Raw genomic sequence first — 24,835 nt, forward strand, 5'->3', positions numbered from 1 at the left:
GTTTATACAGCAATAGCTAATTTTTCTGCTGCCGCAGCAAGTTATTCAATACTTGTAAACGTTTCCTGTTTTCTTCATCATCCCGAAACGCGACAACTAACTCTTTATCCATAATTTTTTTTACATACACAATATTATCAATACCCTGCTCGCTCGCCAGATACAACATCACTTTAGGATCGGTAATGGCCACCTCATCACGGCCAGTTTCAAGCTTTTTCAGCAAGGTCATTTCATTCGATGAACCATCGCTATGATGCGGATATTTTTTCATCGCCTCCATCACAACCTTGGGATAAATATAGGTACTGACTACACCCACGGAATATTTTCTAAACAACTCATCAACACTGTTAAAACTTATCCGGGTACCGGCACGTTTAAGCACGGCGATTTCCGACCAGTCAACCGCAAGTGAAATGAGCGCCTTGTCAAAGATATCTTCAGGCCACACGGGAAAGGCGCCAACATACTCTTTATTCTTTTGGGCCAATAGCTTAGCACGATTCCAGGGATAAAATTCAACCTCCAGCATGATACCGGCCTGTTGCAGTATCTGCTTTAACTTTTCAATAGAATGCCCTTGATTGGCAAGTTCGGCGCCGGCATATGGCTGCCAGTTCAAAGAAGTAATCTTCCAGGTTTCCTGTGCCGGTAAAGTTAACACTGGTATCATCAAAAAAAACAACAGTATTAACCTGGATTTATTCATTGCTCTTCCCGCGCCAATATCATTTTCCATCTAGTATGGAGTAGCAATCAGCTTTTTTCCTGACTGATCATACTCAACAAAACCGTCGCCGAAGCCATGCTCGGGGATTTTCCCGAGTTTCAAGGGAAACTGCACCAGGGCAATAAAGCCGTCAATGAAACCCGCAACTATATTTTATTATCGAAAAATCCCCCCCATAAAGCCCTGCTGCCAAAAATCAATGACACGATAAAAGCGATGAAACAAGACTGCAGCATCCACCACCTGCTCAGAGGCGGCCAGCTACCTTCAGGCACAGCCCCCGGCCATGATTAATGCCCCTGATCGGGAGATTAACCCAAAGGGATGGCCAGCTTAAAAGCAGCTCCGCCCAAATCACTTTGCTCCACCCGTAAATCCCCCTTATGCAGAGCAGCAATTTCCCGGCAAATGGTCAGCCCCAGGCCATAACCTGACACCCGATGATGGTTTTTACCGCTGAGTCTGAAGTAAGGCTGAAAAATTTGCTCCCGGTATTGCTCGGGTATGCCCTCGCCGTCGTCTTCAACGCTAAAGAGCAGATACTCTTGCTGGCGATACACTTTAAGCTTTATCTGCTTTTTACCGTATTTTATCGCGTTACGGAGCAAGTTATTCAGAGCGCGGCTTAATTTTCCCTTATCGGCCTGAAGCCGGGTATCGGATCCTGCGGAGATCTCCAGCACTATCGGGGGAGAATTGTCCTTGCTCAGCTTTTCATCTCCCTGGCTTTCTCTGCTCTTGGCTTCAATGGCCAGGTTCTCACACAAAGCTTCAACAAACGGGATGATCAAAACGGGCTCATTTTTTAACGCCAGCTCCGAGCGCTGCATTTTTCCATATTCGAGGAATTCATCCACCAGTTCATCGAGCTGAAAAACATCTTCTTCCAGGCTGCGTAAATGTGCTTGCCTGTCTTCTTCACTGGCATGCTCGAGCAAATCAAGTTGTAGTTGCAGCCTGAACAGCGGCGAACGCAGTTCGTGGGCAACCGCCTGAGTCAGACGTTTATGTCCGAGCAACAATTGTTCGATACGCTCGGCCATTTCATTAAACCTGAGATTGAGTCGCCCCACGGTGAGGCTTTTTTTTGTCGGCGCCCGCTGGTCCAGCTGGCCCTGGCTGATTTTATCGGCAGTATTTTCCAGATAACGCAGCTTCCTGTGTAAGCCGTATAACCAGATAAAGCAATTGAGGGCGATAAAGACGATAAAAGCGATAAAAATGGCCATACCTACGTCATCATCGATAAGCAGCAATTCATGGTGTTCATCTTCAGCGAGACGGTAATATTGCACCGGGGTAAAGGCCTTAAAATAATTATATTCGTCATCGTCAAACCAAACCGGATGTTGGTTAAGTTGTGCCTGGATCGCTTCCGGGATCTCTTTTGGCGCCACTTGCTCTATCAGCAGCTGATTTTTTTCAGCGATCTGCTTTATCAGTTGCTCACGCTCCTGCCTGCTGATATGGGCATCAAGGCGTTCCAGTAAAGCAACTTCGGCACTAAACTGCTCGGCATCGATAATATTCTCGATATCTATGATCAAAAAGGTATTGATCAGGTGAGCGACCAGAATAAACACCATAAAGGTCGCCAAAATTCCCAAATACAGGGAGATAAATAATCGGGTCATCTGCTTATCCGGTGAACCTTATGCTCGTCATTACCAGTAGTCGGGAACAAAAAGATAACCTTTCCCCCGTACGGTAATAATGCCTTTGGGGCGGCTGGCATCGTCATTGAGTTTTTTTCTCAGCTGGGCAATTTTGTTATCTATGGTCCGGTTAAGGCCGTCATATTCAAGTCCGGATAACACTTGCAGCAATTGCTCGCGCGAAAGCACAATTTCCGCCTGACTAGCCAGGGCCCATAGAATTAAGAACTCCGAAGGGGTTAACGGCACAACTTCTTCGCCAAGCTTGCATCTTTGCAGGGAAGCATTAATCCACAACCGGCCAAAGGCCAGCACCTTGTCACTTGCTGCTAACTCGCCGCTGCCTGCCTGCTGAATGTTATCCTGACGCCTTAACAGCATGCGCACCCGCGCCAGCAACACCCGGGGTTGAATGGGTTTATGGACAAAGTCATCGGCGCCCATTTCCAGGGCCGCCACCTGATCCATATCATCACCGGTGGCCGTTAGGATCAAAATCTTGCCGCTATATTTTTCCCGGATATTACGGCAAATCGACAAACCGTCCTGTCCCGGCAACATCAGATCCAAGATCACAATCGAGGGAGGATCTGCCAGAATTTTTTCCGCAGCCTCACTGCCACTGGAGATAACATTGACGCTAAAACCAAAGCCTTGAAAATAACTTTGCAGCAAAAACGCCATTTTCTCGTCATCTTCAACCAGGGTAACACTTTCTTTCACAAATAACAGAGTCCGCTCTAAAGGAGTGAACTCCATTATATAACATAATCAAGCATCTACAGCGGTTAATCTGTAACTAAATCGTATTGGTTCAATTCTGCTTCACTCATAATATGCACACCGTTAAAAGGCGCAGCATTGATAGTATAAAAGTAAAATTTCGGCCCTTTTTCTGCTCCCATCATTTCCCTGAAATAAGTCAATTGTGCACCATGGGCCTCATGCTCCTCTCCCAGCTCGTTAGCAGGTTTGCCTGCACTGCAGCACCATGAGTGTACCCCTAGCTTACCGCCGGTGTGATATTTTCTTTCCACACCGGCAGCAAATAAATCAACACCGCCGGAATATGCCTCGCCATCGGCTGGCATCAAGGTGGTTAATCCCGCTTGACGAATCAAACGGCCAGTATGCATGTTGATAGCGTCATTGACCGAACCGTCAACACTGTCAAAAACCAGAGTACTTATCGTGTGGCTATTCAGTATCTCCTGCATATCAATATAGGTTTGCGTGCCTAAAGTTCCCGAGATTGTCATCCGCTCACCTTCATGAACTAAAGTACTGCTGCCACCGGAAATTAAAGATTCATTAAAAACAAGCCGAACCGGGTAGCTGTTTTGAGTTTGCGTATCCACAGCCGAGCCGGTGTAAATATAATTATCATCATCTTCTGTTATTTCAATGGCCGTGCCTTGCAATAACCGACTGGTCTCAAAGTTCTCCAGATCGCCGGTATCTCCTTCCATAAAAATCAGCTCACTTACCGGTTTTTCTCCATTAAGATCAAAACCTATTCTCACCATACCTGCCGAATACTTTGCCAAAATAAAATTGTTTTCAACAGACATATCAATAAAGCTGATAGCAGATTGCCGACCGTCAAACTGCAACTGTAACTGTGCCTGCTGTTGTTTAAATGTTTCGACATAGGCCGGTACATCCTGCGGCTGGATATGATGTACCTCGACAGCTTTATTTTCACCAACAACCGTATTTGACTTTGAACCAGAGCCGCCACACGCCTGCAACACCATAGTCGTAATAACGACCAGAGGAATTAACTTTTTCATAATGACTTCCTTAACGAGTAATTGACGGCATTATGAATGTTCCCCAAAGATGACAATAGAACGAATAGGTACGGCTTTGTAACGAAAACCGTTACATTTGCCAACAGACCTGCTTCCTGGTACGGGAAGCCGCAGCCGACAGCGAACGTATACAGGCTATCAATCTACCACGGCAACACCGGGAGGATAGTAAGTGATCTCAAAACGTATGCCGTCATCATCTTTCATAAATAACGCCTTGGCGCCGTTAAAGTCCTGCACTTCGGGCACCTCAAAACCCGCCGCATGCATTTGCTTTTGTACCTGATAGACAAAGTCTGTAGACGGCGCCGAAAAACCAATATGGTTCATGCCCGCACCATAGCGTTGATAGGCCCTTGTGCCCTGCCTGGCCTGGTGAAACTGAATAAAGAAACCCTCGCCGTCGGTCCAGATGTGGTCCCGAACTTGTTCAAAGCCCAATAACACCAGCAAGCTTTGATAATAAGGCATACTTTTTTCCAGCGAGGTCACCAGCAAACTCAGGTGATCAATTTTTAACGCCATAAATACTCCTATTGAGATAAACACGGCCGCTATCAAATCATTTATTGGCGCTAAAAAATAATTAATGTTACAACTAACTATTATGAAAAATACTAATAACCCTGATTTAAACCAGCTCAATATCTTCCGCTTAATGATGGAAATACGCCATGTCGGTAAAGTGGCGAATAAAATAGGCGTCAGCCAGTCGGCATTAAGCCATATGCTCAAAAAACTGAGAGCACAGTTTGACGATCCTTTATTTCATAAAACATCCACCGGCATGGAGCCTACCGTACGGGCTCAAGAACTTTACAACACCATCATCGCCCCCCTGCAAAGCCTGAACAGCGCATTACTAGCCAGCCATGAATTCAACCCTTTAACTAGCAACAGAACCTTTATCTTAGGTACCTCAGATTACCTGGAGAAACTGCTGCTGGTGCCCCTGACCCACCACTTACACCGGCTGGCCCCCGGCATAAAATTAAGATGTGTCAGTTATCAGGATACGGACTTGGCTAAAGCGCTGCAAAATATCGACTTTGTTTTTGGCCGCTATGGTACGCCGCCACAAAACCTCTATCAAAAAAAACTCTGGCAGGACAGTTTTATCACCCTGGTCAGCCGTGAGCACCCGAACATTCCTGGTGACGAGCTCACCCTGGAGCAATTTATTCATGAGCAACACATATTGATCAGCCCCCATGGCAGCGGCCGCTCGATAGTCGATAAAGCACTGGCAGCATTAGGCCATAGGCGGGAAATCATACTGGCCAGCCATTTGTTCACCACCCCGACAGCACTCGTTGAATCCAGCCAAATGATCACCACCATGCCCAAACGTCTGGCATTGTGCTGCGCCAACCATAAAAAAGTTAAATTTCTCCCGCCGCCGCTAACACTGGCGCCTTTTGAAGTCAGCATGTTATGGGGGCCGCTGAAACATCATGATCCCGGCCATCAATGGTTTCGACGTCAGATAGCAGAGCTGGCGGCTGAACTCGAATAGATCAAGACATTCATCGGTCATAATGCTTATCATGCCGCTATTTTCTGCAGCCGTGTCAACCAAAGCAGCCGACAGGCGTTATCAAAGGCAGATAAAAACAATATGGGAAATAAAATGAAAAGCCATTACCGCAAACTTTTTTTATTAGTCACTTTGGTACTCAGCTCGGTTATTTACGGACAGGTAAAAGCCGCTCCCTGGCTGCTTCATTACCTCTAAGCCCAAAAGCCACACTGGCCGACGTTAAGCCTCGGGCACCTTTACCGCCTCCTGGTTGCGCCGAAATTCTTCCAGTCCTATATTGCGAATGCGCTCTATCCAGGCATCTGCCACCTGGGAAGAGGCATCGAAATGACGAATAGCCACTTCCTTTAAAATCCTGTGTTCATTGGCGATGGTGGTGGGAAACAAGCCGGCATCGTCGGTATTAACGCAAAAGCGCACCGGTCCCTTGCGTAAACCGAAACGGTTAAATTCGCTGTCCTTGTCAAGCAAGGCCTCAAGCGGCGGTGCCCAGCGAAATAACGGGTGCTGACTGAAGCAATCAAAATGACCTATATAAATATTCGAGCTGGGGCAAGCCTCTATAGTGATACCTTGATCATCATATTGGTGCATCAGATGATCCTGAATAGCAGTGATCCAGTCAATTTCATCCAGGGTAAAATAATCTTGCCCCTGCGTCACACGGGTCCGGGCATCAGGATGATGTGATTCGAGATGCCGTACAAGCAAGCTTTGTTCAAAAGGATTGTCTTCAGCTTTTTTAAAAAACTGCTTGCTTAAGAAATAGCTTTGCCAGATTTTTATGGCAAGTTTATTTCTTTCTGCATCAGATAAAGGTCCTTCAAAAAAACCCGGTAAATATTCAAGATATAACAGACTATCTTTTGACTCCATAAAGCTTAGTGGACAGTTTCGCCTTAACTGCCAGGCGCAGTATAAAGTGGCAAGATCATGATTCTCACCGTAAATCTGCTGACACCATTTAGCAGCTCTGACTTGCAAACGATTGGCAAAAGGCAAGATTTCGGGAACAGACAAGGATAACTCTACCGCTTGGTGATAGAGCCAAACCAGGTTGTCCAAGTGCTCCCCGGCTGTAATTCTAACGGTATTATGCTTTTTCGCCCAGACATCGGCTGCGATACCTAACGCCAGGGCATGCCCTAACCTATCCCCTTCGCCAAAATCACAAAAAGACACGGTTTCATCAATATGGCGCAAACCTGAGATCAAATGATGAAAATCTTCCCCGCTATGAATACTTAAGTGCAGCCTGCGTTGGGGTTTGTATTCGCTATACGAATTTTTCCATGGGCTGGCTCGCAGGTATCGTAGTGACGGGGCGAAGATTTCTATTTTCACCTGGTTTTCATTACCTGCTACATCCAGCCCTCTTACCAGATTAGGCAGGTTTACGGTTCTTTCTTTATCCGGCGTAAACAACTTACTTTTCACTTGATGGTTTTGTGCTCCATAAGAAGAAAATAAAGTTACCAGGCGCTGGCATTCCTGCTTCAATGCCAGCCGCTTGTTCCTTTGTAACTTATCTTGTCCATGGCCACTGCGGGTAAAATGGATACAAAACTGGATATTGTGCTCAAGTTTAGATTTTTCCAGCTTTTTATAAACTTGAGATAAAGTCCTTTCGTTAATAAATGCTGGTGCTACCTTAAACTCCCGAAACACCTTGCCATGCATATCAGTGGTTAAGGCGTACCGGCCATATTTTTTACTACTGTGGCCCTTTCTGGCGTTGAAACGGAAAAATTCAGTGAAATAACTTAATCCCAACCCTTTGTGTATCATGCCGGTTCTTAAGATCTGGCTAACATGGATATAAGCACGAAAAGCCGTACGCCAGGCGCAGGAAACTTCCAGGTAACGCTCAGCATAAAATAATGCCGACCAAATAAGCAAAGCGGATTTATCTGCGTCAGCAGTTAATGCCCTATTTAGTAATGTTAATGAAAGATTAAAGCTTGCCGCTTGTTTGATCCTTGCCGGTAAACCGCGATTTTTATATAACATCTGAAAATCATCATAAAGACTGATGTTAAGATCCGGCATTTCTTTTCCGGGAACGAAGGTCAAGGCTTCCACCAGGTGACAAAACAAAGCATGTTGCATCCGCGGTAAACGACTGGCATCGATTTCCCCGGTGCTGATAAAGCGATATTCGCGTAAACTGGGCCAGTTAAAAGGCGCTTGTGCGCTATTCCCCTCAAATGAATAGTCCACAAATGCCTGTCGCTGACCGCCGTGTCCACCGATATGGGCATGGTTGTCGCCATATGCCTGGTGTTTGGGGCGGCTCAGGCCCTGCATGCACTGTTCAAGATTAACCAACTGCTCAGGCTGCAAACGGTCATGTTTGAGCCTTTGTGCATAACTCCATCCTAATACCAGGCTCGGCTCTATAATTGAACACAGCGCCAGCCACTCATCCAGATAAGGTTTGGCCACTTCAAAACGATTACCCTGCCAGTCAAGAAAGCGTATCTGCCACTGGCCGATGAAATCCAACGAGTAGTTTTTATGCCAGGAACTTGCCAGGGGTTGCAGCACTTTTTCTATATCATCACGGCGCTCATTGGCCAGCAATTTATCCGTTAAGCTCTCTTGTGCTATCTCGTTAAAAGCATTAAGAGACACCTCATCCGATAACAAATGAAAAAGCCAACGGTCAGAATTAAGTAAGCTCACCTTAGCGACATTTTCCAGAGAATTAGTCAACATAGTTAATCACTGACTTTTTTACTGTATTCATTAAACAACTTATGAATTCTATTCAGTGCCCTCTCATGCCTTGGGCTCAATTTATCAGGGTGTAATTCTGACCAGCTGATAACATCCGATAATACATCCAGAGTTACTGGCCCATATTCTTCAAAGAGCTCTTTAAATTCCTTTATGGTTAATTGATTTAATACTCTAATGGGATTATCAAACGCTGCGAATCCTAAATCATTTAATGTCGGAAACGTACGATTCGATTTTTTTGACTCATCAACAAATTTTCCCCCGAGTGATTCACCTGCCACTCTTCCCCCAACGGTTAACTTATTCCACAGTAATTCATGGGAGTAATCTTTGGTTAAGGTAAATAACGGATGCGCTACCAACGCCTGCATCAGCCGGTTCCCTGCCATAGTCTCGTCACTGACGAATTCCATCACATTAACCTTATAAGCCCTATCACTATTTTTCCCTGAAGAAGTCATTAAGTGCTGGTTATTTGGGGTGGTGGCAGTATTTTGCAGTGCGATATCCCCTTTATCTTTTAAAAAGGCCCCGATGGAGGTTAACAACACAAATTCAAAGCGTTTGGCAACATGAAACAAGTTATCCGGATTAGCTGATTTTGGCAGCAAGGTATTATTCACCCGCATTTGCAATAACTGATTAAACACCTTGTTAAATACCAGGGATAACAAATGACATAAACCGGCACTGCGTGCCTGTTCTAGCTCTTCTTGATAATCCTCTTGCCAGGTTACTATATCCCGAGCAAAGCTTTGACTGTCGCTAACATAGGAAATACTGCTGTCTTCGCCGCCTTGCTCCGTTTCATCCTCATTAAAATCAAATGTTTTAGTCGGGGCGACAAAATGAATGGAGTTTAACGGCTTAGTATTAAAGATATCTTTAATGATATAGCTCAAGGCAGACTCATCACGAAAGCGGTTTATTAAACTCAGCGTAAAAATTTCAAACGCCTTGCCAAAAAAGATCTGCCGGGCTCTATAGGACGAGGTGCCATAAAAATCACTATGGGTAAATAAATCCAATAACAAGTAACTGTTTTGCTTAACCTTGCCGTCATCCATATTATCTTTAATATCACTGATCGATGCCTGGGAAATAATATATTTTTCCTTAAACACCTCTATCGTAGGCATAGCGACTAAGGTATTGCTGATGGCGGGAATAGCGGTCAAGCTGTTATCGGCATCCTCTCTTCTCGTCGTTAAGGCATCGAGCTGACCTTGCCGCCAATTAGACAACCTTTTGCCGCTAATATAATCTTCAAAATATAATAGCGGGTCTAACTCTTTTTTAAGTTGGGCAAAATAGTCTCTTTTCTTAAATCCCTGCTTATGCCTAGCAAGTTTACTTTGTAGCTCGACATTAAATAAGGCCAACTCAGATAGACGTTTTATGCCGGCTTTCACGCGAATTTCAGCATCGGCAAGCAAATAGCCTTGGGCAAAACGGGCACTTTCGGCATACCTGACATAATCTGACCAGAAATTATCAATCACCTTGCCTTGCTTAACATCATCAACATAACCGATAAAGTTTTTGGCGAACTGCACCAGTTTCCTTGAAGTATCCGGCCGTTTCAAGGTATGGCTATTTTCCAAGCCGTTGACCAATGGGCTGGTGAGTTGCGTAACCCTTTTAAATAATTCTGACGGGGTTAACGATTGCTCGCCAGTGCCCGTTATGCTGATATCCGGCATCAGGTAATCTACATCAAGCAGACCTACCCTGAGGTGCTCAGGAAAAACCTTACGCCAGTATTGCATCGCCAAATGCTCTGCATACTGACTTTCTTCAGTATCGGCAAAAGGTTTCCTACGCTCATATTGCTCATTGCCGGAATAGGCAAAATAATCCCTGAGGATCTGATGATAGATATTTTCATCACCACAAACAATGGGAATAAGCCGCGGGCAGGACAAGATACGGCGTATGGTTTCCAGCACGTCGTGGGCTTTACCCAACGCCATATCGACATCATCTACCGGCAGCACAAATACTTCTTTACCTATGCATTTACAACAATGCTCAAGGTAAAGGTGAAAATTATTCTCCAAATCCATAGACGACTGATAGCTGATAATACGATCTAATCCGCTAACATCACGGTTATTGTACTCCGTTTGCCCTAACGACTCGGCCAGGCGCCCCAGCAGATTCTGGTAAGCTTGTTTATCTTCAAGTTTGTGTATTCTTCCGAGCATATAATTATGAATGTGGGCAATGACCACATTAACGAAATTATCATGGTTTACCAGTAAAGTAGGATCAATGATATTAAGAAATACCGCCTTATCTTTATTTGCTAATCCCTCAGCCTGCTGCCACTCTTGCTCAAGATTATATAGAAACACGGTTTTCCCGGTACCGCGACTACCGGAAATAAAAATAGCGTCATGAATGCGCGGTAAAGTTTTTTCTTTACTATGTTGTGTTTGTTCAATAATGCTGCGGCTTTCTTCCACCAGCGCGCTAATATTCGCTATGGCCAGCTCATAGGCACGCCTTTGCCAGCGCTGGCTTTTATCTTTATATTCCCCGGAATATTCCGCTGAGCTAACATCTAAAATCAGGTTGGGTTGTTGCGCCATCCTTGTTGTTCCTTATTATTTTTATTTAATCACTACTTAACCGCCCGATTGCCGTCACTTATATAAACACGGCCATTATTTCCAGCGGACTAACCCCTTTCAAAGAGCATTTTACTACGCATATGCCTGCCTCAGGCTCTATAAGTAAGCTTTATTTTTTCAGGCTCTTAACCCAAGAAAAAGCAGCATCATTCGTTGAAAGGTAGTCACCGATAATATCGCGTTGGCGTTCATGGATCTGGGTTTCAATAATTTGCACGTATTTCTCATGAAGCACGGCCATTCTTTTGTCTTTATTATGCCCGGAATATAACGTGGGCACCTGAGTAAACTCCCACAACAGCACTTCCAAGAGGTCCTGTGTTTTCTCATAACGTGACCACGCCCGGGTAAAGCCATGCTGCTTATTCAGAAAATAGCAAAAAGCAAAAACAGCCAGGGTGACAGCCGCAATAATCGGGCAGGCATTTTCACTGTTTGTTATAAGTAACAGAAAGATAATTAAGAAAAAATCAGAAATTATCAGCCAATTAAGCTCTTTGGAAAGTTTCTTCTTAAAGCCTTTATATTGCTCTGAAGTGGTTTTCAAAATCTTGTCTGCTTTAGCGTTAAAGCTCAGGCAAGCAATCCAGGTTGAAATGTTTTTATATCGATATACTCGATATAAAAGACTGCTAATAAATAAAGTAGCCCAAACCCCTAATAAAATCGGCTTTAGTCCTTCATGAGAATAAGCCGTTAAAATATCCCAATCAGCCCAGGCCAGTTTTTGTCCGATAACCAAAAATAAACTGATAATGCCAATAAACAAACTGAAAGTACCAAACCTTCTGCTTGCCAAATGATCAACATAACTGCTTAATTTAGCTTCTTCAAAAGCCAGTATTTTCTTTGTTATTCTTAATTCCATCTACATTCCGATTTAAGCATTTTCTTATTATATATACAGCCAATGACTTGCTTGCTAATAACCAAACAACGGCGCTGAATTAAGGCAAGGGGCAGTCAAAGAGATTTCGCTGTTAAAAGTGCAGTAGATCACCGCATTTGTCAAACAAATCAACAGGAAATAACATCAAAGCAAGGGCTAAAACATAAAAAACAGCTACTTTGGTGAATAATTCACCTTAATGCGTTCTTTATCACTATAGAGTAGAGCAACAGCGTTACGACAGCCCGTTACCGGGCCCTGACGGGACAAACTTTCTGCCCTTTGGGTAAATGCTCTAACAACAGGCTGCCAAGCTCAGCTACCGGACAGGGCCGGCTAAAATAATAGCCCTGAAATTCTCCGCAACGCTTTATTGCCAGCAACCTCAGTTGCTCTACAGTCTCAACCCCTTCGGCGATCACGGTAAAACCAAGGGAATGGGCAATGGCAATGATCGCCTCGACAATAGCGCCGTCATCACTGTCATCAGGCAAGCCGCTGACAAAGGTTCTGTCTATCTTGATTTTATTCAAGGGAAAGCGTTTTAAATACGACAGCGAAGAATAACCGGTACCAAAATCATCCACCGAAAGCTGAACCCCCAAAGTTTTGATTTGATGAAGGATAGCTATGGTTTCCTCGATATTGCGCATCATCATGCTTTCGGTGATTTCAAATTCTACCTTAGCGGGTGGAATGTCGTTAGCAACTATCGACTGCTCTATGGTGGCGAGTAAATCTCTTTGGAAAAACTGCCGTGCTGACAGGTTAATAGCCATACTCAGCTGCTCAAAACCCAGGTCATGCCAAAGCCTGAGCTGATAACAGGCCTGGTTAATCACCCAGGCGCCTATGGCGACAATCAAACCGGAAGACTCCGCCACCGGAATAAATTTATCCGGAGAAATTAATCCCTTATGCGGATGATACCAGCGCAATAAGGCTTCCACCCCGGTGATCTGCATGGTAGCCAACTCGACCTGCGGCTGATAAACCAGGGTAAACTCATCATTTTTCAGGGCATTTCGTAAATCTTGCTCTAATTCCACCAGCTGCTGGGCGTCAATATGCATTTGCTCGGTATAAAACTGATAACCGCTGCGGCCGCTTTCTTTGGCACGATACATGGCATTGTCGGCGCAACTGAGTAAAGTAGAGATCTCATCGCTGTTATCCGGATAAATGCCTATACCGATACTGGCGCTGGTAGTCACCTCACAGCAGGTCAGGCAAAAAGGGGGTTTCAAGGCGTCAAGCAGCGCCTGGGCGACTTTTGCCACCTGTTCAATGCCGGCAATAGCCGGCAGCATTACGGTAAACTCATCGCCGCCAAAACGGGAAACCATGGCATCTTCCCCCACCACCTGCTCAAAGCGGCGAGCCACCTGCTGCAATAATTCATCTCCCACCGGGTGGCCCGAAGTATCGTTAATCAGCTTAAAATTATCCAGATCAATAAACATCACCGCCAGGCGTACACCACTTTTGATGGCATCGGCCATGGAGATTTCCAGTTGCTGATGAAAAGAAACCCTGTTGGGCAACTGGGTTATGGCATCGTGGTGGGCCAGTTGAAAAATTTTTTCTTCGGCGCGTTTTTTCTCGGTAATATCATTGATAATAAAAATATATTGCTGCACTTTATCATGGTCATCAACAGCAGATTTGATCATTTGCCAGCTGACATATTCTTCGCCATTTTTTCTCCAGTTAGTCATTTCCCCGTGCCAGGCCCCCTGTTTTTCAATTGCTGGCCACAACTCACGATAACAGTCGCCATTTTCTTCTGCCGACATGTAACGACAAGGTCTCTTGCCGATAACTTCCGCCAGGGAATAACCGGTAAGTTCAGTAAAGGCAGGATTGACCCGGATGATCTGTTTTTCAGCATCACAAATCATAATAGCTTCGCTGCTTTCATTAAAAACCTGCTCAGCCAGTTCCAGCTTATCCATAACCCGCCGGCGCTGCAGCTCCAGCGCCACCCGGTTGGAAAAAAGCCCCAGCAAAGGTTTTTGCCAGCTGGAAATAAACATAGGCCTGGTGTCCATAACCGCCATAATACCGATCACTTCATCCTCTGGCGTGATAATAGGTGCGCCAAAATAACTTTCTATGCCCATCAGCATTAACAACTTATCCTCTGGATAACGCTCGGCGGCCTTTTCCGATACCAGCTCAATCGCATGGTTCATCACGTCTTCACACGGCGTTCCTTTAAGTGCGTAGATAAAATTGTCTTCCGTCTGGTTACCGTTCCAAACCGCAAGGGTTGCGATGCTATTCTTGGTTTGATCGGCAAACACGCCAATCAGGGCAAAACGGGTTTCAAACGTTTGTGCCAGGCCGCGGGCACAGCGGATAAAAAATTCCTGCTTTGCCGAGCCGTCAACAATATGCAGCAAGCCTTTTATCGCCTCCGTCAAATGGGTTTGATGATAAATTTCTTTTTCCAGCAAGACATTGGCACTCTTTAATTCCAACGTTCTCTGGCTGACCTGGCTCTCAAGGCTTTCCCGGCTCTGCCTGAGACCGGTAATAGCATGCAGGCGCTCTTCCTGGCTTGCGATCAGCAATAATACCGTGATCATCACACTGCCAACCGCGGCCTGCAACACCAATAGCGAGTCATGCTCCGTTGCCAGCACAAAAGGGCCAAAGCCGTTTAAAGTGCCAACAATGGCCAGTACCGACATGATCAAAATCATCAGGGTTGCGCCGTGATGGTGAAAACGAAAGGACATCCAGAACAAAATAGGCAATAAAGCAAAAATCAGCAGATATTGGCTGGCGTAGGAAGAAAATTGCGTGAAAAACAGCAAGTACATTAACGCCAAACTGAGCAGGATCAGCCCTATTGCCTCTACCTTCTGCGCTGCGCTGTAGCGCTCTTTCGGCACCCTGCTCCAGGTCAGTAAAAATGGCGTTAAAATAAGCCCTCCCGCCAGATCCCCCAGCCACCAGGTATGCCACAGCAATCCAGCAGCTTCTTTAGCCAGGGTTCCGGCCAGATACAAACTGGCAACGCCGCCGCTGGCACTGATCATGGTCGCAACACATAAACTCAGGATAAAAAACACGGTTTGTTGTAATTTGGCAAAAGGCCAGCGGCTGGCAAAACGGATGATCAGATACCCTGCCACCAGCACTTCCAGGGTATTACAAATGGCAATGAACAACCCCGCCATCACATGGGTTTGCAGGTAGAGATTAATCAGCACAACTCCGAGAAAGATCCCCGGCCATACCTGGTAACCGTAATAAAGCAGCGCGGCAAGGGCAATGCCGGTAGGCGGCCATAGCGGCGTAATGTTGACTTCGTCAAAAGCCAGTTGCAAACCGAGCCAGGCGGTAAAAAAATAAATGATTGCTAAAAAAGAAATATGAACTAAGTTACGGCTAGCATTATTTGGCATATTAAAGAAGTTAACCCCATCATATAGCCAATATTCTTTCCAGTATAATGCATTAGCAATGGTTAGCCGCAGCTTTGTTCCCCCCATACAACAGAAAAGAAACCGCTTGCACTTGACAACAGGCAAGACAAAACAACAAATACCACAATAACAAGCTATTAACTGTCAGTAAAAACCATGGAGTTCGCCGCACAGGCTTTATTTCCGTTCGTGCCTCAAAAAGCAAACTTTGCCATTGTGATATAAGCGGCTATTGCTCCACACCAGCCTGCTTGCTGATTACCGCCATCGCCAAATAGCAGAGGTGTTAGCAGTAACTATGAGCTCCATTTTCCATCCGGTAGTCTAAAATTAATCTAATTGACTTTTATTTCATTATGTTAATACCAGTTAAAGCCGCCGACTTCCGAAAATAGACCATATGCTTAACTTTGAAAAAGCAATAAAAGCGCTCTCGAAATTAACCTTCACCATACGCCTGACCATACTGGGCACTTTCCTACTGGTAACGGCGGCTACCGCTTTAACGGCACTGGCATTGCAGTTTTATTTAAGCCGTGAAATCGCTTTCACCGCCACCATAACCCAGTTTAACAACATTGCCCAAAACGTCAGTGAACGTTTGGAGGAAATGGATAATACCGGAGAAAACCTCACCCGAATGCTTGAGCTGTACCAGGAATTAAAAGTACCAGCCAGCGCTTCAACCGGCCACCCTTTGCTACCGATACTAACCCGGGCACTGAGCGACAATAAGCTTATTTACCAGATATTGATCGGCTACCCCGACGGCAGTTCACTACACCTGATCAACTTAAATACCTCGCCACTGATCAGGAAAAAATTCACCGCCACCTTAAATGACCGCTGGGTGATGATAAAAGTGTTACCGCAAAAGCAGGCAAAAGCCCAGATCTGGGAATATTATAACGCCGGACTGCAACTGCGTACCAGGCAGCAAAAAAACACCAGTTACGACGCCAGAACACGCCCCTGGTATAAAAAAGCCACCGCCAGCAACCGGGTGATCAAAACCCCGCCCTACATGTTCAGCTTTTTAAAATCTCCCGGGGTCACCTACGCTAAAAAAACCGCCGGTGACCATGTAGTTGGTGTCGATATCTCATTCCACAGCATGTCGGCCTTTCTCCGCGATCAGTATATCTCCGAGTCGGGAGAAGTATTCATCTTTAATGACAAGGGCCAGGTGACCGCACGCAGAATCCCCAAATCGGCAAACGAACACACCGACACCTCGGCTATTGCCTTATCTCCCCAGGAACAGGCATATATCAAAGCCCTGCCGACAATCCGGGTATCCAATGTCTACGACTTTCCGCCATTTGAGTTTTCCGTCAGCGGCGCCCCTAAAGGCTACTCGGTGGATTACCTGCAACTGATAGCGAAAAAAACCGGCTTAAGCTTTGAGTTCATCAATGGCTATAGCTTCAGCCAATTGATCGCCATGTTTCGCAACAACGAAATCGAAATATTGCAATCTATGATCCCAACCCCCGGCAGGCAGGAGTATGCGCTGTTTTCACAGCCCTATTTCAAAAGCAGGATAGTTGCCATTACCCGTAAAGGCGAGCCGCCAATAAGCCGCTTCGAACAGCTCAAAGGTAAACGCATTGCCTTGCCCCGCAGCTACGCCCTGAGCGAGTATCTCACCACAGAGCTCCGCGAGAACTTCCCCGAGATCCAACCGGTGATCACCCAGGACTCTTTAGATTCGCTAAAGGCACTGCAACAAGGACATGCCGATATCTATTTCGAATTAGCACCGGTTACCGAGCATTTAATCAAAAACTACTTCATTAATAATTTAACGCAAAATACTGCCTTGGCAGAGCTATCAGCCATGTCGGAAAAATTTGCGACTTATCATTTTATGCTCAAGCCAGAAAATGCCCGACTATTGACAATTATCAACAAAGCCATAAGCTCGATTACCGACAGCGAAAAGCAGTGGCTGAGTAAGAAATGGCTGCCCTCTTCGCAGCAAAAAAACGACCAAGCCGCCCGGGATAAACTGACCCTCGACAGATTACCGCACCGACAACTGCTGACCCAGGTGGGCGACGGCCAGGCGACCACGCAGGAACTGACCATCAAAGGTACGGTTTATTTGAGCTATACCCGGGCACTGCAGTCGCTGGACAACGACAAAGAATACCTGGCAATTTTGATCCCGATAGACAATATTATCGGCCCCTATATGGAGCAGGTTAAAATTTCCTTGCTGATCACGACTTTGACCATCATCGGCTTTATACCGCTGATCTTTTACCTGACCCGCACCATCGTCAACCCGATCAAACTGCTGATCATGGAAAATGACAAAGTCAGAAAGCGCTGCTTTGACCAGGTCACTAAAGTGCCGTCGATGATCAAGGAAATCAACCAACTGTCCCATTCCATGGTTTACATGGCCAGCGCCATGGAAAAACACGAAGCCGAGCAAAAAAACCTGCTCGACTCCTTTATTCAGCTGCTGGCCCAGGCCATCGACGATAAATCCCCCTATACCGGCGAGCACTGTGCCCGGGTGCCTGAACTGGCCTTTATGCTGGCAGAAAAAGCCGATGCCTGCCAAACGGGCCGCTTTGCCAACTTTCATTTTAAAGACGAGCAAGAGTGGCGGGAATTTAAAGTAGCCGCCTGGCTGCACGACTGCGGCAAAATCACCACCCCCGAACACATAGTAGACAAAGGCAGCAAACTTGAAGCCATCTACAACCGTATACACGAAATACGAATGCGTTTTGAAGTACTGCTGCGCGACACCGATATCACCTGCCTGGAGCAAATATCGGCCCACCCCGACCAGGCAGAGCAACTAAGGCAGAAACGGGACAGAAAAAAACAGCAAATCGCCGACGACTTCGCCTTTGTCGCCGAATGCAATATCGGCGGCGAATTTATGGACGATGACAAAATAACCCGGCTCCGGGCCATTGCCGAACAAACCTGGCAACGCAACCTGGCGGATAACCTGGGTTTATCCCCCGAAGAAAGCCGCAACCTGCCGCCAGAGGACACCTGTCTGCCCTGCACCGAGCCTTTGCTTATCGATAAAGCCAGGCACCTGACCCCGCGCAGCGACGGTGTTAAAAGGCAAAAAGCCTTCGACTTTAAAGTTCAGGTACCCCGGCACAAGCAAAACCTAGGGGAAATCTACAACCTGAGCATACAACGCGGCACCCTGACCCCGGAAGACCGCTATATCATCAATGAGCATATTATCGCCACCATCATGATGCTGGAAACCCTGCCGCTGCCAAAAGAGCTGGCCAAAGTGCCGGAATACGCCGGCGGCCATCATGAAAAGCTCGACGGCACCGGCTACCCGAGACAATTAAACGCCGGGCAACTTTCCATTCCTGCCAGGATCCTCGCCATCGCCGACATCTTCGAGGCCCTGACCGCCTCCGACCGCCCCTACAAAAAGGGCAAAACCTTAAGCGAATCCCTCAATATCTTGCACCACATGAGTCAAACCTCGCATATCGATACAGACCTGTTCGAACTGTTTTTAACCAGCGGCACCTATTTGCAATACGCACAGCGCTTTATGGCAGAAGATAAAATCGATATTACGGATATCAGCGCTTATCTGAGATAAAAGGCATAAAAAAGCTAAAGAGCGCAAGCAGGAAACCCAAATAAAAATCACAGAAAACGGCCGGTTTGGCAGAAAAACTGGCTCAACCTTGTAAAAACAGCCGTCAAACCGGGGGAAAACGGCCCGGGGCCAGCTATCCCCCTTAGAACAGCACACAAAATACCACCTAACTTTCAAATATTTAAAAATTATTTCCTCAATAGTCCCGAATCATCTAAACAACAAAAACAAAACAACCATTTAGACTAAAAATTCATCCCCTCCATATGGATTTATCCCCCCTTTTACACTATAAAAAGTAATGGAAAACCAACCATAGGAGTCACTTTAAACACAGCGGTTTACCCGCCCGAATATAAGCGCGGACAAACAGCAAGCAGACAAGCAACATAAGCAATACAGACACAACAAGCGCTACCCCTGAGTGGTAGGACACCCAGAGATAGCTAACCTCAATAGATACATAGGATATCCATCATGGCTAAAGATAATGATATGTCAGAGTTAAACTCGGCTAAAGTTTTTTTAACACCTTTTTTAAAAAGCATTTCCCACAGGCTACCGAGCAAACAGCCAAGCCGGCACACCAGCAACCCCAATCACGGGCAGCCGCCAACTGCCGGCAATACTAACCTCAATAGGATAACGGTTTCTGATGCGAGGCACTCTCGCTGTTGGCGCACAGCTCAGCAGATGATGCTTGCTAAAGGCTCTTTGTCATGAAAAAGCTAGCCGTACTAACCGTTAGGGTGGATTCGGCGACAGATGACGCCATTCAGGCGTTAGCTCAGGCAGATGACAGAAGTGTTGCCTGGATCGCCCGCATGCTGATCACCGAAGCACTCGAAGCCCGTAAAGGTGCAAAACCCCAAAATGACAAGCAACAGCCGGGCAAAAGCTAATTTATAGCTACAACGAGTAAAATTAGCACAGGCCAAACAGCACCGGACAGCCAAAACGGATTGCCAACAACAATCCGTTTTTAATTGCCAATAAACCGCTGTCCAGCTTTTGCATTAGTCCAGCTTTTGCAATGCTGCTGGCTTTTAGCTTTTCCCTGTAAACATACCGCCCGCTTGCCCGGGGGATAAAGCAATAACAGTACAGCATCAGGGAAAAAGCCGACCCGGTGCAGGCATAACTTTTTCGGGCAGGAAGCCTTTTAGCCAAGATAAAGAAAAACGCATAAATCCGGTTATATGCTCTCCCGCATGCCCAGGCAGGCCGAGGCAGGATGAAACTAAAGCCGCAATCCCAAACAGTTAAAACTTCGCCATCGGATAGGTAAAAAACAACAAATGCAGCATATTCAGCAGAAAATGCACCACTATCGCCACACTCAGCCGCCCGCTATAGAGATAAGTAAAACCATATAAGGCCCCGGCCAGTGTCGCCACCACAACATAAGCGACACCGCCGCCAAAGTGAGCAAGCCCGAACAACACACTGGCAATGGCCATTGCCCCATAAGCCGCCGTTTTCGCCGAATACTTCAGGCTAAATTTCTCGGTTAACTTTTGCTGGATAAAGCCCCTGAAAAACGCCTCTTCGGCAACACAGGTAAACAACAGGTTATTAATGGCAAACAGCCACCACCACCCGGGCAGGCTGAACTCAAGCAGGATCAACTCCATCAGGAATGCGGTGATAAAAATCAGCCCGATAGCCCCGCTAATGCCAAAGACCGGCTTAACATGCTTGCCCACCGAAACATGCTGCTCCTGCGCCGCCTGGAAAATACCCGGCAAAATAACCTGCCGGTTAAGCATCCCCGGCAGCATTAACAGCAAAGCAAAAAACAACATAGGCTTGTCCAGGTTCAGATAGAGAGTAAAGGGCAAACTTTGCGCGCCGGTAGTAACCTGATCTAAAACATGCAAATTATTAAAACCCGGCAATAAATGGGCGGCTAGCGCCAAACACCAGACAACCACGACCCCCTGCACTAAGGTTTTTACCTTCCCCGATAAAAACTGCTGCCCCCCGGCCAGGGCAAAACCCGCTAACAACACGGCTGCGCCGACAAAGGTGAGGTGTTGGTAGATAAGTGCCAGCACTAAGGTCACCGCCAAAGGCGCCAGCCATAAACGTTTACTATAAAAAGCGCTGATAACGGTAAGCGCCAGGCATAACCAGATGAAACCGCTGTGTTGTAATTCGTTCAGGTAATACATAATGTTTTTATTGGGGTTGGGCTTTATCCTTTAATGCCGAGAGCTTAACATTTTTTTGTTCGCCAGGGACAGATTCGCCCTGTAAATCTTTTTTTATCAAGGCACTAAGCGGTTAAGGTTTGCAATTTGTATAATTTACCTGCTTGAACGCCCCGGCTTGCGTATTCGTCTGTTTGCTTTGATAGTGAATGCCTGTCGAAGCCTGCCATGTGAGAACGTCAATCATATTAACGGGCCTTGATCGTGTCGTGCCCGTGACCAGGTTGGTTTCCTGCCATTGATAGAGAAATCCGGTCAGCTCTACCCGGTCGCCGTCTTTAAATGCAGCTACAGCATGCGGGTCGGGAATGTCAGTCGGCATATTGGGAAATATGCCCGTATCCGTTATTTTTCCATCCATCACCCGATAAAACTTGGTACACAGCGGATCGCCGGTAACCGTAAAATACTCCGCTTCTATCGTTATAGGGCTGTTACTGATACGCACGTATTGGCGCTGCATGTAAGGTTCAGATAGCCAGAGAAAGCCGGCGATTAAACACAATACAAGTAAAAACACTGATTTTACCTTCATAAACTATGCTCCGGTAGTGATTAGGATAGAAGCAGCTATCAAGTAACTGATGCCGGTAATGTAAATTAACCGGACTTTATCATGCTGGTATCCATAAAACCGGACATGGTCTAGACTTTTCTTGTTCAATAAAAAGCAATCAGGGACTGATGACCATGACTTGGCTTAATACAGGAAGTATTTCAGAAAAAGATGCCTTTGACACCCTCGCACTCGACCGCCAAAGCGCCATAGATTATGGGTTAAGGCTACCCAATGATTATGCCTATCATAAAACACAGTTTGCCCAGCAGGCTCTTGCCATGCTGTCCAGCTTAAACGATTATGACCAGTATCAGGTGCTCAGGGAAATTGTCTTTATTAGCTCGAATCCCGGTACGCCTTCATCAGTCAGGCACAGCTTAAATCCGTTCAACCGTATATATAGAACCAGATACCCTTTCCAAAGTTACCATTATCTTATTGAATATAAACTAACTACAGATGATAAAGTTATCATCAGCGATATCCTTTTTGACAAGCAACTACGTGGCAGTAAAAGCAACAGCGCCGCCGAACGAACTATGTTGTATCACGTAGACAGGGTTCCAAATGGTCCTTCTTATGATGAAGCAAAACCACAGAAAGAAATTGATAAACTCACCGGAGCATGGCAAACCCCAATAGCGACAACACAAATACGCACCGAGCATGCCGCGGTCAACGGCATGAAAAATGATTTGGACAAAGCTGCCTGGTTGATGGGCACCCATGCCGATGCGGCTTATCAAACCGATACCATTAAAGCCTATACCTTGTTTCATAACCCCTCAGATAATACCGGACTAGATGTAATAGAATGTGCTTTTGACAAACGCCAGGGCAGTAAATCACACAATGCCCAGCATTTAGCCGCAGTGCTTGCCCAGCGCCATCAACAAGGTAAAGCAACTAAATGGGTGGCACATAGCCAAGGGGTTATTGTTTTTTGTGCAGCCTTAGAGCATTATCGTCTTCATTACGGCGATGAGTTAAAAGAACAACAACTCGCAGTACACGGCAGTGGTGCCAATATCGAAAGATTAACCCGAATTGCCAGCAACCTGGGGGTGAAAATACACCAACCTAGAAATAACCCTTTTGATATTGTGCCGAATATTGCCGGTGGTAATGACTTATCCCCCAGCAGTTTAGTGCGTTGTTTAAAGTTCAGCGGCTTGGTTATCAGCGGCAGTATTGGCGGCAGCCCACATACCTTGCCGTTTTTAGGGTTGAAAACTTATCACAAGCAGCTGACCATGCTGGGTGACTATAAGAATGCCGCCCGGGTACAGAAATATATTGATAAAATTGGATAAGGCCAAGAATTATGATAATGCATTTGCTAAAAGGTTACTGGCGCGGCTTTGTCGGCGGCCCCGATTTCAACGACCAGCAAACACTGCAATTTATATTGGAAGATCACCAGCTCAGTATCAATCTGCCACAAAGCAACCTGATCACAGAAGAACCACCTAGGCCAGTTAATTTTCCTTATAAATCAGAAGGCTGGTTTGACTCACATAAAGAACAGCAGCAACACAATAGCTGGGTGCATATCAATACAGCGCTTTGGATGTATCTACCGGTGATTTCCTTCACACCCAGTTCGGAATATGGCATGTTAGGCTGTTCCTTATGGATAAAACGCCTGCCTGCCGGTGCTAAGATAGATCCTTTTAACCTCAAAGCATTAGCCCGCTTTGTTATTGATGAATATGATAGCTTTCATAATGGCGACATAGACGAAAACTTAGCGGCCGGGAGAAATACCCAAATCAAACGAGATCTTGAAAAAGAATCTGCGGCCCGATCAACCCCTTATAGTGAAGAACGTTTTGCAGAAGCACTAAAGTTGGATATTGAATGTCATGGCCAACCGCCGATCCCACCGGCCAAAATAGTTAACTTTGATAACCACCAATGGGTGTTCTACCAAGAAGTAAGAGCAAATAGCCGAAGCAGAAAAGATTATTACTGCCTGGGGCTTGATCAGCAGCATTACTTAGTTTGCCGTTTTACTCACAGGGTGGACTTGGGCAGCAAACATAAAAAGTGGCGTGACCATGCCTTCGCTGCGCAAGAAAAAATTATCAAAAGTATTGCGTTAACGCCTATAGAAGAGTCTGTTCAAATACCAACGGAGAATACAGCTGGCAGAAGCAATTTACTCGAAACAACTGCAGCACAAAAGTCATAACAGCAAGCCACTTGCATCCTATCGTGGATAATGACCTAAAAAACTTAGCACAAGGCCAGAAAACAATATCGGAATAGCAATAAAACATAAAATACTTTTATGCTGTTTGCTATTAGTCTTTGCCACGCTACTGGCACTTACCTACTACGATATGACAAAAATGGATACCGACAAAGTGCTACAGTTACTAAACATTGTCAAATAATTCACGAGCTAAACTGCTTAAAATCAAGCTATTGGTACTTGATATTGAAATATGGGCAGGTTTTGCCCATAAATAGCACAATGCTTTCGCCCGTGTAGGAAGGCAATAAAAGTAGCAACGCCTGGCGCACAGATATCATCAACAAGAGTCAGGGGGCAAATCCAGCTAGCTAAAATAATGAAGGCCGGTAATGTGAAATATTTAAAATTTATAAATTTTATGCTTTTGCTGCTGCAAACCATTACCTTTGTGGTTATTGCCCTCATCTTGCATGTTGCTAATGCACAATTTAATGCAATAAGCGACAGCAGGTATGGTGCTGATTCGGCCTTAATGAATAATGCCTTGCTTGATTTTTTTACCAATACCTTCTTTGCCGTTGCCATCCTGCTGACCGGTATTTTTGTTTGTTATCAGGCCCTGCGCGTAAAAGATCTTAAGGTTAAATTATCTATCAATGGTGCAGCCTATTTTATATATACCTCAATTGGCACCTTGCTCATTTATCATTTGTATATGGTGTAATTATCAATATTGGCGGTTTAGGGACAGTTTTCGCAAAAGTGCTCAGCACCTGCGCCGAGTTCTGCTCATACCAGGCTGCACTATACTGG

18 protein-coding genes are annotated in these 24,835 nt (G+C 45.7%); 7 read left to right on the plus strand and 11 right to left on the minus strand.

Going from position 1 to position 24,835, the window contains the following annotated elements; all coding sequences use genetic code 11:
• Nucleotides 1-16: 16 nt before the first annotated feature.
• Complete coding sequence (locus tag QL234_RS09885; RefSeq protein ID WP_281557652.1) at nucleotides 17-712, minus strand: hypothetical protein; 696 nt, start codon at nucleotides 710-712, stop codon at nucleotides 17-19.
• Between the two features lie 96 nt (nucleotides 713-808).
• Between QL234_RS09885 and QL234_RS09890 the strand changes: the two genes are divergently transcribed.
• Entirely contained in the window at nucleotides 809-1,027 is a 219-nt protein-coding gene (locus tag QL234_RS09890; protein ID WP_281557653.1) for a hypothetical protein, read from the plus strand.
• A 17-nt stretch (nucleotides 1,028-1,044) separates the two neighbouring features.
• On the opposite strand, the gene QL234_RS09895 is transcribed toward QL234_RS09890, so the two are convergent.
• From QL234_RS09895 to QL234_RS09910, 4 genes are all read right to left on the minus strand, one after another.
• The gene (locus QL234_RS09895) at nucleotides 1,045-2,367 is read right to left on the minus strand and encodes an ATP-binding protein (RefSeq protein ID WP_281557654.1); all 1,323 of its coding nucleotides are present in this window, start codon (nucleotides 2,365-2,367) and stop codon (nucleotides 1,045-1,047) included.
• 30 nt (nucleotides 2,368-2,397) lie between these two features.
• Nucleotides 2,398-3,111: a response regulator gene (locus QL234_RS09900; RefSeq protein ID WP_281557655.1), complete on the minus strand. Its 714-nt coding sequence runs from the start codon at nucleotides 3,109-3,111 to the stop codon at nucleotides 2,398-2,400.
• Nucleotides 3,112-3,176: 65 nt separating this feature from the next.
• Nucleotides 3,177-4,181 (minus strand): hypothetical protein, encoded by a 1,005-nt coding sequence (locus tag QL234_RS09905; RefSeq protein WP_281557656.1) that lies wholly within the window; start codon nucleotides 4,179-4,181, stop codon nucleotides 3,177-3,179.
• A 159-nt stretch (nucleotides 4,182-4,340) separates the two neighbouring features.
• Entirely contained in the window at nucleotides 4,341-4,727 is a 387-nt protein-coding gene (locus tag QL234_RS09910; protein ID WP_281557657.1) for a VOC family protein, read from the minus strand.
• A gap of 82 nt (nucleotides 4,728-4,809) precedes the next feature.
• Between QL234_RS09910 and QL234_RS09915 the strand changes: the two genes are divergently transcribed.
• Nucleotides 4,810-5,718: a LysR family transcriptional regulator gene (locus QL234_RS09915; protein WP_281557658.1), complete on the plus strand. Its 909-nt coding sequence runs from the start codon at nucleotides 4,810-4,812 to the stop codon at nucleotides 5,716-5,718.
• A 243-nt stretch (nucleotides 5,719-5,961) separates the two neighbouring features.
• Here the strand turns inward: QL234_RS09915 and QL234_RS09920 are convergent, their stop codons facing one another.
• The 4 genes from QL234_RS09920 to QL234_RS09935 form a co-directional block, all read right to left on the minus strand.
• On the minus strand, nucleotides 5,962-8,460 hold the full coding sequence (locus tag QL234_RS09920; RefSeq protein ID WP_281557659.1) for a hypothetical protein: 2,499 nt from the start codon (nucleotides 8,458-8,460) through the stop codon (nucleotides 5,962-5,964).
• Nucleotides 8,461-8,462: 2 nt separating this feature from the next.
• Nucleotides 8,463-11,078: a hypothetical protein gene (locus tag QL234_RS09925; RefSeq protein ID WP_281557660.1), complete on the minus strand. Its 2,616-nt coding sequence runs from the start codon at nucleotides 11,076-11,078 to the stop codon at nucleotides 8,463-8,465.
• A gap of 151 nt (nucleotides 11,079-11,229) precedes the next feature.
• On the minus strand, nucleotides 11,230-11,988 hold the full coding sequence (locus QL234_RS09930) for a hypothetical protein (protein ID WP_281557661.1): 759 nt from the start codon (nucleotides 11,986-11,988) through the stop codon (nucleotides 11,230-11,232).
• Nucleotides 11,989-12,257: 269 nt separating this feature from the next.
• Nucleotides 12,258-15,425, minus strand: coding sequence for an EAL domain-containing protein (locus tag QL234_RS09935; RefSeq protein ID WP_281557662.1), 3,168 nt, complete (start codon nucleotides 15,423-15,425; stop codon nucleotides 12,258-12,260).
• A 421-nt stretch (nucleotides 15,426-15,846) separates the two neighbouring features.
• Between QL234_RS09935 and QL234_RS09940 the strand changes: the two genes are divergently transcribed.
• Both QL234_RS09940 and QL234_RS09945 read left to right on the plus strand, forming a co-directional pair.
• Nucleotides 15,847-19,050 (plus strand): HD domain-containing phosphohydrolase, encoded by a 3,204-nt coding sequence (locus QL234_RS09940; RefSeq protein WP_281557663.1) that lies wholly within the window; start codon nucleotides 15,847-15,849, stop codon nucleotides 19,048-19,050.
• 719 nt (nucleotides 19,051-19,769) lie between these two features.
• The gene (locus QL234_RS09945; protein ID WP_281557664.1) at nucleotides 19,770-19,952 is read left to right on the plus strand and encodes a ribbon-helix-helix protein, CopG family; all 183 of its coding nucleotides are present in this window, start codon (nucleotides 19,770-19,772) and stop codon (nucleotides 19,950-19,952) included.
• 360 nt (nucleotides 19,953-20,312) lie between these two features.
• On the opposite strand, the gene QL234_RS09950 is transcribed toward QL234_RS09945, so the two are convergent.
• Together QL234_RS09950 and QL234_RS09955 are read right to left on the minus strand one after the other, a co-directional pair.
• Nucleotides 20,313-21,224 carry a CPBP family intramembrane glutamic endopeptidase gene (locus QL234_RS09950; protein ID WP_281557665.1) on the minus strand — a complete coding sequence of 304 codons (912 nt, stop codon included), beginning with the start codon at nucleotides 21,222-21,224 and terminating at the stop codon, nucleotides 20,313-20,315.
• Between the two features lie 112 nt (nucleotides 21,225-21,336).
• Complete coding sequence (locus tag QL234_RS09955; RefSeq protein ID WP_281557666.1) at nucleotides 21,337-21,798, minus strand: hypothetical protein; 462 nt, start codon at nucleotides 21,796-21,798, stop codon at nucleotides 21,337-21,339.
• Nucleotides 21,799-21,953: 155 nt separating this feature from the next.
• Here QL234_RS09955 and QL234_RS09960 point away from each other — a divergent pair, with 155 nt between their 5' ends.
• From QL234_RS09960 to QL234_RS09970, 3 genes are all read left to right on the plus strand, one after another.
• Entirely contained in the window at nucleotides 21,954-23,135 is a 1,182-nt protein-coding gene (locus QL234_RS09960) for a hypothetical protein (protein WP_281557667.1), read from the plus strand.
• Between the two features lie 17 nt (nucleotides 23,136-23,152).
• Nucleotides 23,153-24,016 carry a hypothetical protein gene (locus QL234_RS09965; protein ID WP_281557668.1) on the plus strand — a complete coding sequence of 288 codons (864 nt, stop codon included), beginning with the start codon at nucleotides 23,153-23,155 and terminating at the stop codon, nucleotides 24,014-24,016.
• 397 nt (nucleotides 24,017-24,413) lie between these two features.
• Nucleotides 24,414-24,746 (plus strand): hypothetical protein, encoded by a 333-nt coding sequence (locus QL234_RS09970; RefSeq protein ID WP_281557669.1) that lies wholly within the window; start codon nucleotides 24,414-24,416, stop codon nucleotides 24,744-24,746.
• Nucleotides 24,747-24,835: the final 89 nt, after the last annotated feature.

Source organism: Thalassomonas sp. RHCl1 (assembly GCF_947387555.1).
Lineage (GTDB): Bacteria > Pseudomonadota > Gammaproteobacteria > Enterobacterales > Alteromonadaceae > Thalassomonas.